This is a genomic window from Sulfurospirillum diekertiae (assembly GCF_011769985.2).
Classification (GTDB): domain Bacteria; phylum Campylobacterota; class Campylobacteria; order Campylobacterales; family Sulfurospirillaceae; genus Sulfurospirillum; species Sulfurospirillum diekertiae.
Window position 1 is genome coordinate 1,651,444 of the sequence record NZ_CP039734.2, and the last position, 15,691, is coordinate 1,667,134.

Consider the following 15,691-nt stretch of genomic DNA (forward strand, 5'->3'; position numbering starts at 1 on the left):
ACAATTCAAATTAACTTTTATTGTAATCATTATTCCTGAAAGAGAAGCTTATCTTGTGCGAAAAGATCTGAAAACACACCAAAGAATTACAATTTGAACAACCAAAAGCAATGCATGTAAATAATAGACTTGAGTTTCCTTGTTGACAATGCCAAAAAATTCAACCACCTTATAAAAAAGGTAAGAGATGACCATTCCCGCAAGATAGCCTTTTTGCTTAATGACATCGGCAAAGGAGAGTAAGAGTGTGCGTTTAAGGGCGAGGGTTTCCATACGCATCAGATAATTGCCAAAAACAAAGGTTACTTGGTATGCAATATAGATAAATAACACATCACTATAGTTGTATTGAAAAACAAGAAAACTGACAATCATAAGGAATGTCAACAGTTCCACGAAAAGAGTAATGCGGTAAAAGACGAGAAGATTCATCATCTTCTCGTACCCTTTCGCCACTAAGAGCAAACCAATGGCAAGCCCAATACCTCCAAGTGAAAACACGGAAGGCTCAAGCGGTGTATACAGCACAAAAACACTTCCTACCGCAAGCCCAAAAAAGAGAGAATTGAGCAGTTTATACCACAGGTAAGGACGTAGGGCTAATTTCATTAAAATCTCGCTTCCGCACCGGCATAAACACTACGCCCGGCAGAGGCATACCCGTAAACCGTTTGATAATAACGATCAAAGAGGTTATTGGCTTTGAGATAAACATTCCATGTTTTATCAATCTGATAGCTCGCTTTGGCACTTGCTACAAAATAATTACCGGTTTCTTCATCTTTTTGAGCGTACGTTATTGGGTCAAATGAGACATCAGCTCGCGAACCAATATAAGTACCATTCACATTAAAGGTCAATTTATTGGTTGGCATATACGTTGCATACAAACTACTTTGATAACGAGGACGTTTTTTAAGTCTCTCACCATCTTCACCTTTGGCATCGACATAGGTATAATTTGCGCCCATGAGTAATGATTGAAGGAGTTGTTGTTCATACGATAACTCGATTCCTTTCATAACCGATGTTCCATTGAGATTCACATATTGGTATTTATACGTTGATGCATCATACTGTGCATCAATCATATCTTCAATTTCGTTTCTAAAAATATTCATATTGAATCCTGCATATTGCAGACCGATGTTAAAGCTTTTAATGTTTTCCGGTTTGAGATCAAAATTACTAATACCATAACTTGCCCAAGGATAAATCATTTCAAACATCGAAGGGGATTTATAGGCGGTACCATAATTTGTATAGATATTAAATTGATCGCTAAAGAGATATTTTGCACCGATTTTGCCCGTAACTTTGTCATCAAACGCACTAAAGCTATCGTAACGTAAGGCTTCGGTGAGGATGACGTTACCAACTTTGTTGGTGTTGTTCATATACAGTGCTTTGGAGTGTTCATTATGTGCTTTTTCACTATCGCCAATCGCGGTATAGGTCAACTCTCGCTTTTCATAAGAAGTTCCAAACACTAAAGCGCTATTGTCATAGTATTTCCATGTATCTTTAAGTTCAATAGAGGGTACTTTTCCTTGATAATCGTTTAAGTCGCCTGTATAGGAAGCATTGAGCTCTTTTCTATGAAAGGAGCTTTGGGAGAGTGTTGTTTCAATGGCATGATTGGATGTAAAATATTTATACGTTAAATAGCCAGATTGGATATGCGCATCACTGTGCTGAGAACTATTGGGAAAACCAAAATCATCGTAGCTACTGAGTGAATTAATATCGTGGTATCCCGCCTCAATGCGATTATACGCATCGATCCAATATCTCGCCTTGAGATTCACTGTGGTATTGCGATAACCATCGTTTTCATATTGATCTATATTTTCGCCTCTAGGCGCATACGTCGTAAAGCCATCTTCAGTGACACGTTGCACAGAGAGCATGACATCAAATGTATCCGTTTTATGAGAAATCGACGTGTTGGCACTTCTTCGACCGTAACTTCCAAACTCCACACCCGCAGTTCCATGGGTTCCGACTTGTGGATTTTTAGTAATAATATTAATCACACCAGCAGCGGCATCAGCGCCCCAAACACCACTTTGCGCACCTTTAATCACTTCGATACGTTCAATATCACCGACCAATAAATGGCTCAAATCGGCATCACCTAAAAGTGCACTAGGATCGTTGTAGCGTACACCATCAACCATCACGAGCGTATATTGATTGGACATCCCTTGCATCATAACAGCGGTTGATTTACCAAGGCCACCATTGGAGGCAAAGCTGACACCTGGAATGGTATTGAGTGCGTCAACAACAGTCGTAATACCTTTGAGGGAGAGTTCTTCAGAGGTGATAATGCTGACATTATCGGTTACATTGGTAGCACTTACCAATGATTTGGAAGCGGTGTAAACTTCAGACTTTTTCTCTTTGATCTTCTTTGAGATCACTACAACAGGTGCGCTACTTTCTTCAAGCACGTCTGTTGTTTCAGAGGAGGCTTCCGCTTTTGGCGTATACAGTTGCTTTTCAGTATCTACAACACTTTGAACATCACTTGCCAAAGAGAGTGTAGCATTTAAAGCAAGTATTGCCGCAAGACTAAAATACTTTCCTCTAAATCCTTTCAGATTTTTCATTTATTCTCCTTAAAATTTGGAAAAACAATTTTATCTAAAAAGTCTCTTTTTTAATAATTTCCACCTTTTGCCTTACACACTTTTTTACATGTAAACGATGAAATTTTATCAAGACGTGCATAAATTTGATACAATAGTTTGTTGTAAATGTTTGTAAAGTTTCTTACTTTAGAAGCATCGTCTCAAAGGAAATGAATGAATCAAAAGACCTTACGGATTATCTTTTTTAGTTATCTTGCGGTTGTTTTTATCGGTGCTATTTTATTAATGTTGCCCTTTGCCCATGTAGGAAAATTACAGTTTATCGATGCTTTTTTCACCTCGACATCCGCAACATGTGTGACAGGTCTTATCGTCAAAAATACTCCCGAAGCATTTACTTTTTTTGGGCAATTTGTTATCTTAATCCTGATGCAAGTGGGCGGCGTTGGGTACATGAGTATTGTTACCCTCTTCTTCTTATTTATGAAACGAAATCTTACCATCCATGAAAAAAATATGGCGAAAGATTCTCTAAACTACTCAACAAATCTTGACATTCAAAATTTTCTTCAAAAAGTCTTTCTCTTTACACTGATTATTGAATCTATCGGCGCATTTATATTAACACTGCGTTTTGCCACACATATGCCACTAAATAAAGCTATCTGGCAAGGTATCTTTCACTCGGTAGCCGCCTTTAATAACGCTGGTTTTTCCATGTTTAGAGACAACCTTGTAGGTTATCAAACGGATTTTACCGTTTTAGTCACCGTTGGATTTTTGATCATTTTGGGAGGCGTTGGCTACTTGGTACTGGTTGAACTTCATGCCAAAGCAACCCATAAACGCTTTATGCTCTCAGCGCATACAAAAATAACCCTTGTGGGTACACTCATTCTTATCGTTTCAGGTACACTGCTCTTTTTAGCGATTGAGTGGGACAACAAAGCTATTTTTGGTCATATGTCACTCTACCACAGCGTTCTTAACAGCTTTTTTCTCTCTGTCAATTTTAGAACGTCTGGCTTTAATAGCTTGGATCTTTCACAGCTAAGTGACGCCTCGCTCTTTTGTTCCACCATCTATATGATGATCGGTGGAGGAGCAGGCAGTACGGCGGGTGGTATCAAAATTACCACGGTTGCAGTCTTGATCATCGCAACACTGCACACGATCAAGATCAGCAATCAACAACCCAATGCCTTTAAACGTACCATTCCTCAAGAGGTGATTAACCGCTCTTCTGCCATCATTTTAGTTGCTTCTTTTATCGCTATTACAGCCACCGTCATCTTAACAGAAACACAACATACGAATTTTATGGCAACCCTTTTTGAAGTGGTTTCTGCCTTTTGTACGGTAGGTGTTTCCGTTGGAAATGGTGATGTACTGAGCCTTTCAGACAAATTTAGCACGTTTGGTAAGTCGATGATCATAGCGTTGATGCTCATAGGACGAATGGGTATTTTCGCTTTTGGATTTCTCATCATAGGAAAAGAAAAAATTAAACACATACAGTACCCTGAAGGAAGGATTTTATTATGAAAACTTACGCCGTTATAGGTCTTGGCAAATTTGGCTTTCACATCGCTAAAGGACTTGCGGAACAAGGCATGGACATCATTGCTATCGACAACGATCCACATAAAATACAAGTAATTAGTGACTACATCCAAGATGCGCTTATTTTAGACAGTACCGATACCAAAGCTCTTCAAGAAGCGGGTGTTGTGGGACTTGACACGGTTATTATTAGTATTGGTGAGAATATTGAAGCGAGTATTTTAACACTTATGGCACTGAAAGAGTTGGATAATAAAAATATCATTGCCAAAGCCATCACACTGACACATGGCGAAATTTTAGCAAGACTTGGAGCCTTTAAAGTTATTTATCCTGAGCGAGAATCCGCTAAAAAACTCGTTGAAAACCTTGTTGGTAACGTTGTCATTGACCAAGTTGATTTTAGCAGTACCATCAAAATTGCAAAGTTTCTCGTCACAAAGTCACTGATTGGAAAGCCTGTCAGTGAAGTTGAAGCCATGTTTGAAAATGAGATCCATCTCATTGCCTGCAAAACCAGAGATAACTGGACCTTTGATGTTGAAAAAGCTTATAAAATTCGCGAAAATGATATGCTCTCTTTTATCGGTAAAAAATCTTTTATTGAAAAACTAAGACACCTTACTAAATCCGAAAGTGAATAGACTTTTAAATAACCTATAACTAACCGTCTAATCTTTACATGTAAAGACATTCTTACACAAAAATAGTTATAACCTTTACATGTAAAGAGGTTTTTTTGCTCTTTTAAAAACTCTCGTGCATAATTTTTCATCACTGGATAAAGGATTTTTTATGACACACCATTCTCTAACGCCCGAGGAAGAACGCGTCATCCTTCATAAAGGTACAGAAATGCCATTTTCTGGGCAATACAACGACTTTTATGCCCAAGGAATCTACCACTGCAAACAGTGCAATGCACCGCTTTATAACTCATCTGACAAGTTTAATTCAGGATGCGGTTGGCCAAGTTTTGATGATGAGATACCAGGAGCTATAAGACGTGAAATGGACCGTGATGGCAGACGGACTGAAATCCTCTGCAAGGCCTGTGGAGCGCACTTAGGACATGTATTTGAAGGTGAGAAAATCACGCATAAAAACACCCGTCACTGTGTCAATTCTATCTCACTTACATTTGAGCCTGTAATAAAGTAGTCTTTTGTTTATGCTATAATAGCGTACAAAATATTTTAAAGGAATTCTGTATGACCCAAAGCGAACCGGACTCGGTTAGTTTTCATTTCGTTAATCTCAGGGGAGTTATTCTATGACACTTCTGATCGTCTATCTTTCTCTTGCTCTTTCTGTATCGTTCCTCTGTTCTGTTTTAGAAGCAGTTTTACTTTCAAGTACAAACTCTTACATTGAAACACTCCCCAAAGAAAACAATGAAACCGTTATTGCAATGATTAAAGGATTAAAAGCCAATATCGATAAACCGATCTCTTCGATTTTAACCTTCAATACCTTTGCCCATACGATGGGAGCAGCAGGTGTAGGTGCTCAAACACAAATCCTCTTTGGTGCGGAATGGCAAACCTTAGTGGCTTTTATTGTAACACTTCTCATCTTGTATGTTTCAGAGATTATCCCCAAAACCATTGGTGCGCTTTACTGGAAAAGACTTTTGATTCCTTCCGCCTATATGATCGAGTTTTTGGTGACCATCAGTACACCATTTACATGGATTTCATCACTTTTGACGAACTATATCTCAAGAAACAAAAAACACCAAGGCAATTTTTCGCGTGATGAAATTATGGCAGTCGTTGCAATGGGTGAGAAAGAGGGATCAATCCTTAGTAAAGAAAGTGACCTGATCGAAAATCTTTTAAAACTTAAAAACATTAAAGCCAAAGATATTATGACACCACGAAGTGTTGTGTTTGCACTTCCTGCGACAACCACTATTGAAACTGCGATTGAAGATGATCGCATGTATATTCACTCACGTATTCCTGTCTTTGGTGAGACTTTGGATGATGTTGTGGGTATTGCTTTCAACCAACGTATCTTGGAAGAGAGTGTGGAAGATCACGATAAAACAACACTTGCGGATATCGCCCATGAAGTACATATGGTTTCTGAGTATTTGCCTGTTCCAAACTTGATCGACCAATTTATCAAACGTAAAACCCATCTTTTTGTGGTGTTTGACAGTTACGGACAAACCGCAGGTGTTGTCACGCTTGAAGATGCCATTGAGACGCTTTTGGGTGTTGAAATCGTTGATGAAATGGACGAAGTAGAGGACATGCAACTCTTTGCAAAAGACCGCAGTAAAAAATTCCAAGACCGTATGAAAGTCGAGCGTAAAAAACTCGAAAAAGCGAAGGTTAACTAAACAGTTCTAAGCATAAAAAGAGCTTTACATGTAAAGCTCTTTTTATAAAACTCTTTGATAATTCCACTGCGTCCTTTGTTGATCCCATGTCAATTCATTCACACAGGCATACGGTTGCTCTATTGTAAACATATCCTTAATTTCTATACTTAAAATAGATGACAGAATCATACGATTGACACCGGCATGGGCAATGATGAGAATAGTACCCGTTGCATGGTGTGTAATGGCATCAAAAGCATCTCTGACACGTTTTGCCATATCATGAAAACTCTCACCATTGGGTGGCGTAAAGTATTCTAAATCCTTTCCTCTTTGCGCATACAGTTCTGGATTGTGTGACGCGATATATGACATTTCCACATTTTCCCAATCGCCCATATCAATCTCAGCAAATGCCTCTACCATGTGATACGTTATAGGTTTATCAACACAAAGAACACGTGCCGTTTGCACACAGCGCTTGAGTGGACTCGTAAAAATCATATCAATAGGAATCATTTTAAAATAATCATGCAAGCTGTGAGCTTGCTCTTTTCCTTGCGTATCAAGGGGAACATCCGTTCGACCAAGATACCTTTTTTCACTCCCATTATCAATGTGCCCATGTCGAAGCAAATAGACCTTTTCAACCATCGTTAAAAACTTTGCCCGTTAGATTTTTTATTTTTGAAATAATCGCTTTTGTGGCATCTAAGCGTCTTGTGATGTTGCGTAGCGCGTCATCATTACCTTCACATTTTTTAAGCGCCTTTTCAAAGCGTTTTTCAAAACCACACACCTCATCTTCACTCACTAATTTATCGGCTAAGAAAAGTAACTCATTGGCATTTAAAGGAGTATGGGCATTAACATCCATATCCATGTGCGTTTCAATGATATTACCGATGGCTTCATACCCCATCGCACGCAGCTTTTGTGCACCAACAAGAGCATGATTTTTCTCTTGACGCGCAATATCATGCAACAATGCTGCAGCACTTAGAGTTTGTTTATTAATATTGAGTCCAAAAGAAGCGATGCTCTCATACACTTTGCTGACCATGCTCTCTACCGCTTCACAATGCTTAATGATAGGCTCAGGTACCTCATTTTGTAACATGATTGCCAAACACTCCTCTTTAGTGGGAGTATTCATCACTTCATAGACAACAAGATTAATATAATCATCCAGTGTATCCATATCCATTAAAACCGATTGGTCAGACACGTTTACATGTAAAGCATCGGATTTAAACGCTTCCAATACTTTTTTAAGCCCACCTGCACCATCGCTTGCTAAAATCTGCTCTTTATATTTCATATCAATGAGCGGAGGATGACCTTTTTTCCCAAGAAAAGTAGGATAAAGAACGCCCTTATGTTCATGGGTATATGCCTCGTATAAACTATCAAGGGTTTTCACTTTAATGAGTGGGATATCCACTGGCTGCATATAAAACGCATCCACTGTTTCATCTATGGCACTCAGTCCTTTTTGAATAGAGCTAAACATACCTTTTGCATAATTCTCATTATAAACGATGTGAACCTTATACCCTTGAAGTGCCTCAATAATATCATCCTGCCTATGCCCCGTGACAACATATATATGCTCTATCCCATGAGTTTGATAGGTCTGAATCAATCTCTCCACAGCCGTTATTTGCCCAAAAGGCAAAAGGGGTTTAAAATCGTGCATTCTAGAAGAATACCCGGCGGCAATAATAAGAACAGCGATGTTGCTCTTTCCCATAAATTAGCTTCTTCTAACTTTTATAAGTTCTGCAACGATGCTAATGGCGATCTCCTCAGGTGTTTGAGCATTGATAGAAACACCAACAGGACAACAGACATCATCCAAATCTTTTTGCGCGAAACCCTCTTGTAGAAGTTGAGAGTAAACATAGTTTTTTTTCGTTTTGCTTCCAATCATACCGATATATTTTGCCTTTGCTTGAAGCGCTTGTTCGAGTACCACTTTATCAACACCTCTGGTAACAATAACAATATAACTGTTTTTAGCAATATGTACATCTTGAAGTAACCCCTCATAGGTTGAAGGAACAACATGCACTTCATCCGCAGTAGGAAAACGCTCTTTGTTGGCAAACGCTTCCCTGTCATCTAAAATAGCCGTGTAAAAACCAAGTGTTTTGGTAAGGGCTGCAATTTGTTGCGAAATATGCCCTGCTCCAACGATATAAAGCTTATCTGTCGTATAAAAAGGCTCAATCATATACCTATTGTTTCCAACATAGAGATGAAACTTGATATGGTTAAAATTTTCTCGAAGCTCTTTTACAATGCTCTGTACCTCTTTATCTTCCTCACCATACAGGTCTGTTTCAGTACATATCCATTTATTCTTACCGGAAAGGTGTCTTTTGGACTGTGAAATCTTTGTAATCATCACAAAATCCGTATCAGAGACTTTGAGCTCTTTTGCTTTATGATAGATATTGAGTTGTGAAATATCGAGTGCGTCTATGTACTCCAAAAGAACGCTGACTTCGCCACCACATACCATACCAGCAGCACGTGCATCATCATCGGTTAATTCAATATCTTCAACAGAACACTGCTTTGTTTTAAAGACATTTGGTGCTAATTGTATTGCCATGGCTTCTAGTGTGCCTCCACCGATCGTTCCTTCAATCGATGCATTTTTACGAATCAGCATCTTAGCCCCCGCTTCTCTGGGAGCTGAACCACTTTTTTGCAATATCGTTGCGGTTACAACTTCGTGTTCTTCATTTAAACTATCCACAATATGTTCAATTATGGTTTTCATCCATCATCCTTTGTTTCTTATGTTGTTGTCTATCTTTCTTTTGATCATGCTGTTGGTCATTTTGGGTGAGTGATCGTCTTCTTCTACATGAAGTCTAAAATTAAATTCAAACGGGAAAGAGTCTCGAATACGACGAATTACCTCTTCTTTTAACGCTACACAACGCTCTTTATTTGCAAGAATAAGCTTTACATGTAAACAGTTTTTCTCACATACCGTAAGCTTATAATCTAAAATACGAGGAAAGTGTAAAAGAATTTCATCGAACTCTCTTAAATGAATAGCATGCCCATTAATCTCTATTTTATTTTCAATGCGACCAAGCACTTTCTCCATGGTTCGCAAAAATGTCCCACAACCGCATGGCTTCGTAGAAAAGCGTGCCATGTCGCCTGTTTTGTAACGAATAAGAGGCATTGCTTGACGATGAAGGGTTGTAAAAACAACTTCACCATACATGCCATCTTCAGAAGGCTGACCCGTAATGGGGTCTATGATTTCAAAATAGAGATTGTTTTCTCTTAAATGATAACCCTTAAGGCATTCGCACTCAACTCCTCCACCATATCCCATCTCAGTCATACCATAATGGTTAAAAACTTGACACTGCCCGTTATCGCTAAGCGCCTCGATGAGGACATCGGGCACATAATCTGTACTTAAAAGAACTTTTTTTATATGGTTTGCAAATACTTCAGGTTTGGCTTTTTTAAAGTATAACACCTGCATCGGTATACCCACAATACAGGTAATGTTATTTTCTTCAATACACAAAGCCGTTTTTTCAACATCACTCAATACACCTTGAACGATACACTCAATTTTTGAAAGCGCCAATGCTTTTTTGAGTAAATCCCCAATACTTCCATAAGCAGGACCTGGAAGCAGTACCAACACTGTGTCGCTTTCATCAACTAAACAGCGCATCCCATGCTGAAAAAAATCAATGGTCAACTCCAAATCTTTCTGCGTAAAAAAGATGCGCTTTTCATCTCCTGTCGTACCCGAAGTATTTAAAGTCACAATACGTTCAACCTCATTACTCGGGACACAAGCCAAATCATACGCATTGCGTTTAATATCATCAGGAGTTGTAAATGCAATGCGCTCAAAATCTTTGAATGATGAGAGAGCGTTTAGGTCAATATCTTTCAACAGTACTTGATAAAATCGGCTTTTCTCTTTTGCATAAGCCAATGTTTTGATCAATTCACCAAGCTGATACGCACGCAAGGCTTCTTGGCTTTTGTGTGCGATGTGTGTACGCTCCAATATCCATTGCTCTAAGGGTGTGACCGTCATCGTATCCTCTTTGCGCCTCGATAAAGAGACTCTCCATCTCTATTGGTGATGTTATACATACAAAAAGGGATAAGCCTACCATCTGTGGTCGATACATGAATACAACAATCTCTAATACGCTCTAAATTCACATTCCACGCATCTTGAAATGCCATTCCTGAAATGCTAAAAGCGTTGTTGGCAATGGCACTGAGAATTTTGTCCCAATCAGAGAGTTTCTCTTCTTGAGCGTATTGTTTTTGATACGACCAATTTCGTGCCACAAAAGCTTTGGCTTTGGTCGCGCCCACTTCTGCTTTTTCGTTTTCACCTGAACAACATGACCTCTTCGTCACAGGTTTTAAAACACCCTCTTCTATCAGATAATTGCCATTAAAAGAACAGAGCGCATTTTCGCATCCTGGGGGTTGCATACTCTGCATACTGACCATCTGATCGGTTTGTTCGCAAATATGTTCCATGACTTCAGGTAAGGTGATTCTATCTGCATCTTTAGGTGTTTCAGGGATACGTCCAAAATAGCTTACGGGCTGAAAATGCACACCTCTAACGGCAGGAGACCTGCTTATGCCAAAACGTATAATTTCACCAATGCTATCCACATTAATGTTAGGTACGATGGTAGGAACCAGCACAACACCAATGCCGAATTTTCGGCAATTCTCAATCGCTTGGCATTTAACATCAAACAGAGCCTTTCCACGCAGTTTTTCATAAATTGCATCATCAATTCCATCAAATTGCAAGAAAATAGAATTGAGTCCTGCTTCTTTTAAAGCTTTTACATAGGCTTCATCATTTGCCATACGAATGCCATTGGTATTGACTTGAATGAAAGGGAAACCTAGTTCAACGCCTAGACGAACAATATCTGCTAAATCATCTCTTACCGTTGGTTCACCACCGGAAAGTTGAATATTGCATTTTCCTGAAGCCTTTAAAATAGTCTCATACTGAGAACGTAACTGTTTTAACGATGGATCTTTACTCTTGGAATCAAGGGCATCCGCAAAACAAAAACGACAACTAAGATTACAACGCGTTGTCACTTCAATAAGTGCCGTACACGTATGTTGTCTGTGTGAACTACACAATCCACAATCATAAGGACACCCTTGATCTACCTGTGTGATCGGACTTTTGATGTAAGCCCTCTCCTTAGTGCGAATCCACTCGCGCAAGTGCATATTGCCTCGCCATACAACGGTTTTAAACGCTCCATGTTCTGAGCATACTTTTATGTATATAAGTGGTAGTACCCTCATCGTACATGTAAGCATCAAGCTTACGTAAACAGATTGGGCATAAACTTTCAATGTGCATTGAAGAGGTCATTGTCATCTTATCTACCTTCTATTCCCATATTCATAACCGTGTTCTAATAAAATTTCATAGACTTTGACATATGCCTTTTTGATCATCTCGGCACAGGTCAGCTTATAACTCTGATCAATTCCATGAAAATCAGTAACACCTATCAGATTAACACATTTTGTAGCACCAAATTCCACATTAAACCACTCATGAAATTCAGTAACCATCTGTGTAAAATCTTCTTTAGCACTCTCTTCTTCTTTGGCTTTGGCAGCATAAAGACCTAAAACACCAAATTCCGCCACTCAAAACGCCACATGTTTGTTGCGTATCGGCGATGCCTCGGCATAATCCTTGAGCAGCTCGAATTAGATCATCGTTCTGTGTCCCTTCATCTTCAAGAGCGAGTTTATACATAATCTGAGCACAGCAAAATCCCGCTGATGAGAATTTAAACAAACGTAGTGATAATTCATCCATTGTTTTTTCCTTTTTTTGCGATTAAGATAAAATAACCTGGCTTACATTGTTTAATATTTTGTTCAAAATGGCAACACGTTTGAGCAACTTCGCCTTCAATGGTTTTACTCCAAAAAGAGCCCATAGATCCGTGAGAGAAGATGATCTTGACCATAAGCTCTTTAAGCAGTTGTGAACAATCTTCTAAAAGCATAATTTCAAATCCTATTGTTTCCAACGCCTCTTTTAATGAAGGCAGATCGTGCATTCCACGCATACACGAAGTAATAGAAAAATTGTCCATTTCCCTTAGCGTTTCAGAATTTTTGGCATAAACATCGTTGATGACAAACCAACCCTCATTGCTTAAAATTCTATACACCTCGCGTAAGGTTACATGTAAATCATGCATCAGGGACAAAGTACATTCTGCCAAAACACACTCAAAACTCTCCTGCTCAAAAGGGAGAGCATCACCCGATCCTAATACAAAGGTTGCAAAAGGATTTTTTGCTTTTGCGATGGTAAGTAACTTTTCAGAAGGATCAATGCCAATGACTTTAATCCCATGATTTTGGTAAAGATACGAAGCCGTTGCTCCCATACCACAGCCTAAATCAAGCACTCTCATCTGCTTATTCAAAGCGCAAAAGCTGACGGCTTTATCGGTCAGTTTAAACCCTCCAGGACGTAAGGTTTCTCCTGTAGCTTCTTGCATAGAGCTGCTTTCATAGACATTTATCACGTTACTTGTCCTCTAAGCTTTTTTCAACTTCAAGTATCTTACCTAATGCCAAATCTTCGCTAATAAAAACCATATTGCAGGTAGGACACTTTAAAAGTTCCACTTCAAAATTTCCCTCAAGATAGCGCACTTTGACCTTTTGTGAAATCAATGCTTTCTGGCATTTATCGCACATCCATGGTATTTGTGTATCGATTTTATTTTCCATCTTAGGACTCCACCACTTCCATTCTATGACTGTAAACATCTTTAATCGTGATGTCACTGCCATTTTCTTCATACTTCACCCAATACGTCACATTTTGAACACGGAAACGTGCGAGAAAATCTGATGTTTCAGGGTTAAAAAACCGCTCTTTATGCGTAAGAGAATTATCGATCACTTTTTCAATATCACTTAGCAAGATAAATCGCTTTTCCATCATTGCGGTGATTTCATCTGAAATATGAAGCGTAAAATCATACGTTGTGTTCATGGCACTCTCCTCTTCATTCCATATCTCTTTAAGCAGTTGATGTTTGAGTCGTTTTCGATTGTTTTGTCGCGCTGAGAGTGTTGGCATTTTTTGAGGAGTATCTTCGTCTTTTTCAATGCCATAAATAAGATCTAAAATGTGATATGCTCTTTTATTTCCCTTGACAATGGCGTCTTTACACATCGCGCAATACACCAAAATATCTTGTTCACTCTCGCTCACACGATCCGTCACAAAATCATCGGCTTGCTCAGGATTCGCATTTGATACCAATCCACCATAACCACAACATTTGGCTTTCTCTTTAGAATATTCAAGCTCTTCAATGGTATAGCCTAACGTTTTCACGATGCTTCGTATACTATCATGGACTGCTGTATTATGTCTACTAGCACACGCATCATGAATGCTCAAAACACGCCTACCTTTTTTAATATCCGTCGTAGGCAAACCATATTTATCTAACACTTCCCATAAAGAGATCGTCTTAATCATCGGTAAGTATTTTTCAAAGGTAGAAGCACAACTCGAACAGGCTAAGATAAACGTAGGCTCACCCATTTCTGTCCAAACCTTGTGTATTTTTTCCACACTTTCGGGCATAAGATCAAGCCTTCCTGCCCAATCAGCGGGTGCTCCACAACATCCCAAATAGAGACCAACATCGTTATCCGCATCTTTGGCTTTGATAATACCGACGACATGTTTATAAATCTCACCGATATAATCTGTATGCGTTGCGCTCAGTTGACATCCTGGATAAAAGAGATAACCCGTTTTTCCAGAGCCTTTGTACAAGCCTCTCGCATAGCCGGAAAAGGCAATGACAGGATAGTAAAAGAGATCTTTGGATTGTTCTTTACTGGGCTGTTTTCGAACCATTGAGAATGAATCACTTTGACTAAATTGCATATCTTTAAGAGCAAAATCATGCGCCGAAAGTGGCATTTTCCCCCGTTCGACCATGCTCAGTCTCGTGGCATGGATAATATCTGCCATACCAATCCCTATAGGACATACCTCTTTGCATAAACCACACTCTGTACAGGAATTAATCATCGTATTGGCAGTTCTGTTTCCTAAAACAATCCGTTCGTTATGGTTGATACTTCGAATGTATCTATCGGGGGTAATGTTAAAACGTTGCATATGAGCACACGCCTTAATACAGGCATCACATTGGCATTTTAGACATCTGCTTGCTTCTTTTTTAGCTTCATCTTCAGAATAAAGAGAGGATATTTTAACCACCGTAGCGCTAGGTTTTACGGTATCAATCTTATACTTTAATTTTGTTTCAAAAATTCCTTCACGCTCACGAGAGGCGGTCATAGAGGTTTTTGAAATATATCGATCTATTGAGATAGCTGCACGTTTACCAGAACTTACAAAACCAATAACAGAACGGATATGAGTTTGAATTTCCCCGCCTATAAACAAGGACTGTTCGCCTACTTGAAACGTATCAGGATGGATCGCGTATGCTTTGTTCCAACACCCTGTTCCCAAGTAAACTGCATCGTACTTTTCAATATAACTTTGGAGATTTTCTTCTAATACTTCTGTATCATAGTAAACAGTGATACCTTTTTGTTTTATCACTAAAAGTTCTTCTTCTATGATGGCGGTTTCTAAACCTTTACCTTCATAATCCCAAAGGCATCCACCTAATCGGTTGGATTTTTCATAAATGCTGACTTTGTACCCTTTTTTATCCAGCTCAATCGCGGCAATACACCCACTCAACCCTCCACCAATGATGGCAACATTTCCTTTTGTCTTGGGTAAGAGAAACGTTTTTTTAGGCTTTATATACCCTAAATCAATGACAGTTTTTTCAAGTTCACTGATGCGTATGCTTCCTCCAACGTCTTTTCTGACACACGTTGTTTCACAAGGATGGTCACATATTTTTCCAATCAATCGACTAAAAGGGATTTTAGCATCCATGATTGTGTAAGCTCCAGCAAAATTACCTTTTTCAATTTCAGACACAAATGCAATCACATCCATATGAACCGGACACGATGCAACGCATACGGGGGGTTCTGAATGAATACATTGATTGCTAATTTCCAATAATTTATCTAAATCCATTCTTATATCCTCATA

General features: G+C 39.0%; 17 protein-coding genes. 4 read left to right on the plus strand and 13 right to left on the minus strand.

What is annotated here, in order from left to right; genetic code table 11:
* Positions 1 to 48 precede the first annotated feature (48 nt).
* Together FA584_RS08445 and FA584_RS08450 are read right to left on the minus strand one after the other, a co-directional pair.
* On the minus strand, positions 49 to 609 hold the full coding sequence (locus tag FA584_RS08445) for a hypothetical protein (RefSeq protein WP_167749145.1): 561 nt from the start codon (positions 607 to 609) through the stop codon (positions 49 to 51).
* Entirely contained in the window at positions 609 to 2,615 is a 2,007-nt protein-coding gene (locus tag FA584_RS08450) for a TonB-dependent receptor plug domain-containing protein (protein ID WP_167749146.1), read from the minus strand. Before FA584_RS08450 ends, FA584_RS08445 begins: the two co-directional genes overlap by 1 nt.
* Before the next feature lie 195 nt (positions 2,616 to 2,810).
* Here FA584_RS08450 and FA584_RS08455 point away from each other — a divergent pair, with 195 nt between their 5' ends.
* From FA584_RS08455 to FA584_RS08470, 4 genes are all read left to right on the plus strand, one after another.
* Positions 2,811 to 4,142: a TrkH family potassium uptake protein gene (locus tag FA584_RS08455; RefSeq protein ID WP_096046886.1), complete on the plus strand. Its 1,332-nt coding sequence runs from the start codon at positions 2,811 to 2,813 to the stop codon at positions 4,140 to 4,142.
* On the plus strand, positions 4,139 to 4,804 hold the full coding sequence (locus FA584_RS08460; protein ID WP_096046887.1) for a potassium channel family protein: 666 nt from the start codon (positions 4,139 to 4,141) through the stop codon (positions 4,802 to 4,804). Before FA584_RS08455 ends, FA584_RS08460 begins: the two co-directional genes overlap by 4 nt.
* A 151-nt stretch (positions 4,805 to 4,955) precedes the next feature.
* Complete coding sequence (locus tag FA584_RS08465; protein ID WP_167749147.1) at positions 4,956 to 5,321, plus strand: methionine-R-sulfoxide reductase; 366 nt, start codon at positions 4,956 to 4,958, stop codon at positions 5,319 to 5,321.
* A 112-nt stretch (positions 5,322 to 5,433) separates the two neighbouring features.
* Positions 5,434 to 6,510, plus strand: coding sequence for a CNNM domain-containing protein (locus tag FA584_RS08470; protein ID WP_167749148.1), 1,077 nt, complete (start codon positions 5,434 to 5,436; stop codon positions 6,508 to 6,510).
* 42 nt (positions 6,511 to 6,552) lie between these two features.
* On the opposite strand, the gene FA584_RS08475 is transcribed toward FA584_RS08470, so the two are convergent.
* The 11 genes from FA584_RS08475 to FA584_RS08515 are packed head-to-tail and all read right to left on the minus strand — an operon-like array spanning position 6,553 to position 15,676.
* Positions 6,553 to 7,146: a histidine phosphatase family protein gene (locus FA584_RS08475; protein ID WP_167749149.1), complete on the minus strand. Its 594-nt coding sequence runs from the start codon at positions 7,144 to 7,146 to the stop codon at positions 6,553 to 6,555.
* Entirely contained in the window at positions 7,139 to 8,245 is a 1,107-nt protein-coding gene (locus tag FA584_RS08480) for a DVU_1551 family NTP transferase (RefSeq protein WP_167749150.1), read from the minus strand. The genes FA584_RS08475 and FA584_RS08480 overlap by 8 nt, the downstream gene beginning before the upstream one ends.
* Before the next feature lie 3 nt (positions 8,246 to 8,248).
* A complete protein-coding gene (locus FA584_RS08485; protein ID WP_167749151.1) occupies positions 8,249 to 9,283 on the minus strand; it encodes an XdhC family aldehyde oxidoreductase maturation factor in 1,035 nt (344 codons plus the stop codon).
* Between the two features lie 3 nt (positions 9,284 to 9,286).
* Positions 9,287 to 10,585: a DVU_1553 family AMP-dependent CoA ligase gene (locus FA584_RS08490; protein ID WP_167749152.1), complete on the minus strand. Its 1,299-nt coding sequence runs from the start codon at positions 10,583 to 10,585 to the stop codon at positions 9,287 to 9,289.
* Positions 10,582 to 11,772 carry a radical SAM (seleno)protein TrsS gene (gene trsS / locus FA584_RS08495; protein WP_228448560.1) on the minus strand — a complete coding sequence of 397 codons (1,191 nt, stop codon included), beginning with the start codon at positions 11,770 to 11,772 and terminating at the stop codon, positions 10,582 to 10,584. The genes FA584_RS08490 and trsS overlap by 4 nt, the downstream gene beginning before the upstream one ends.
* Before the next feature lie 22 nt (positions 11,773 to 11,794).
* Positions 11,795 to 11,926 carry a hypothetical protein gene (locus tag FA584_RS14995; protein WP_501993675.1) on the minus strand — a complete coding sequence of 44 codons (132 nt, stop codon included), beginning with the start codon at positions 11,924 to 11,926 and terminating at the stop codon, positions 11,795 to 11,797.
* 5 nt (positions 11,927 to 11,931) lie between these two features.
* Positions 11,932 to 12,204 carry a C-GCAxxG-C-C family protein gene (locus FA584_RS14605; RefSeq protein WP_245394668.1) on the minus strand — a complete coding sequence of 91 codons (273 nt, stop codon included), beginning with the start codon at positions 12,202 to 12,204 and terminating at the stop codon, positions 11,932 to 11,934.
* The gene (locus FA584_RS14900; protein ID WP_369806277.1) at positions 12,143 to 12,379 is read right to left on the minus strand and encodes a C-GCAxxG-C-C family (seleno)protein; all 237 of its coding nucleotides are present in this window, start codon (positions 12,377 to 12,379) and stop codon (positions 12,143 to 12,145) included. The genes FA584_RS14605 and FA584_RS14900 overlap by 62 nt, the downstream gene beginning before the upstream one ends.
* A complete protein-coding gene (gene trsM, locus FA584_RS08505) occupies positions 12,372 to 13,076 on the minus strand; it encodes a DVU_1556 family methyltransferase (RefSeq protein WP_167749153.1) in 705 nt (234 codons plus the stop codon). Before trsM ends, FA584_RS14900 begins: the two co-directional genes overlap by 8 nt.
* A 28-nt stretch (positions 13,077 to 13,104) precedes the next feature.
* Entirely contained in the window at positions 13,105 to 13,311 is a 207-nt protein-coding gene (locus FA584_RS08510) for a DVU_1557 family redox protein (protein ID WP_096046895.1), read from the minus strand.
* A 1-nt stretch (position 13,312) separates the two neighbouring features.
* On the minus strand, positions 13,313 to 15,676 hold the full coding sequence (locus FA584_RS08515) for a pyridine nucleotide-disulfide oxidoreductase/dicluster-binding protein (protein ID WP_096046896.1): 2,364 nt from the start codon (positions 15,674 to 15,676) through the stop codon (positions 13,313 to 13,315).
* Positions 15,677 to 15,691 lie beyond the last annotated feature (15 nt).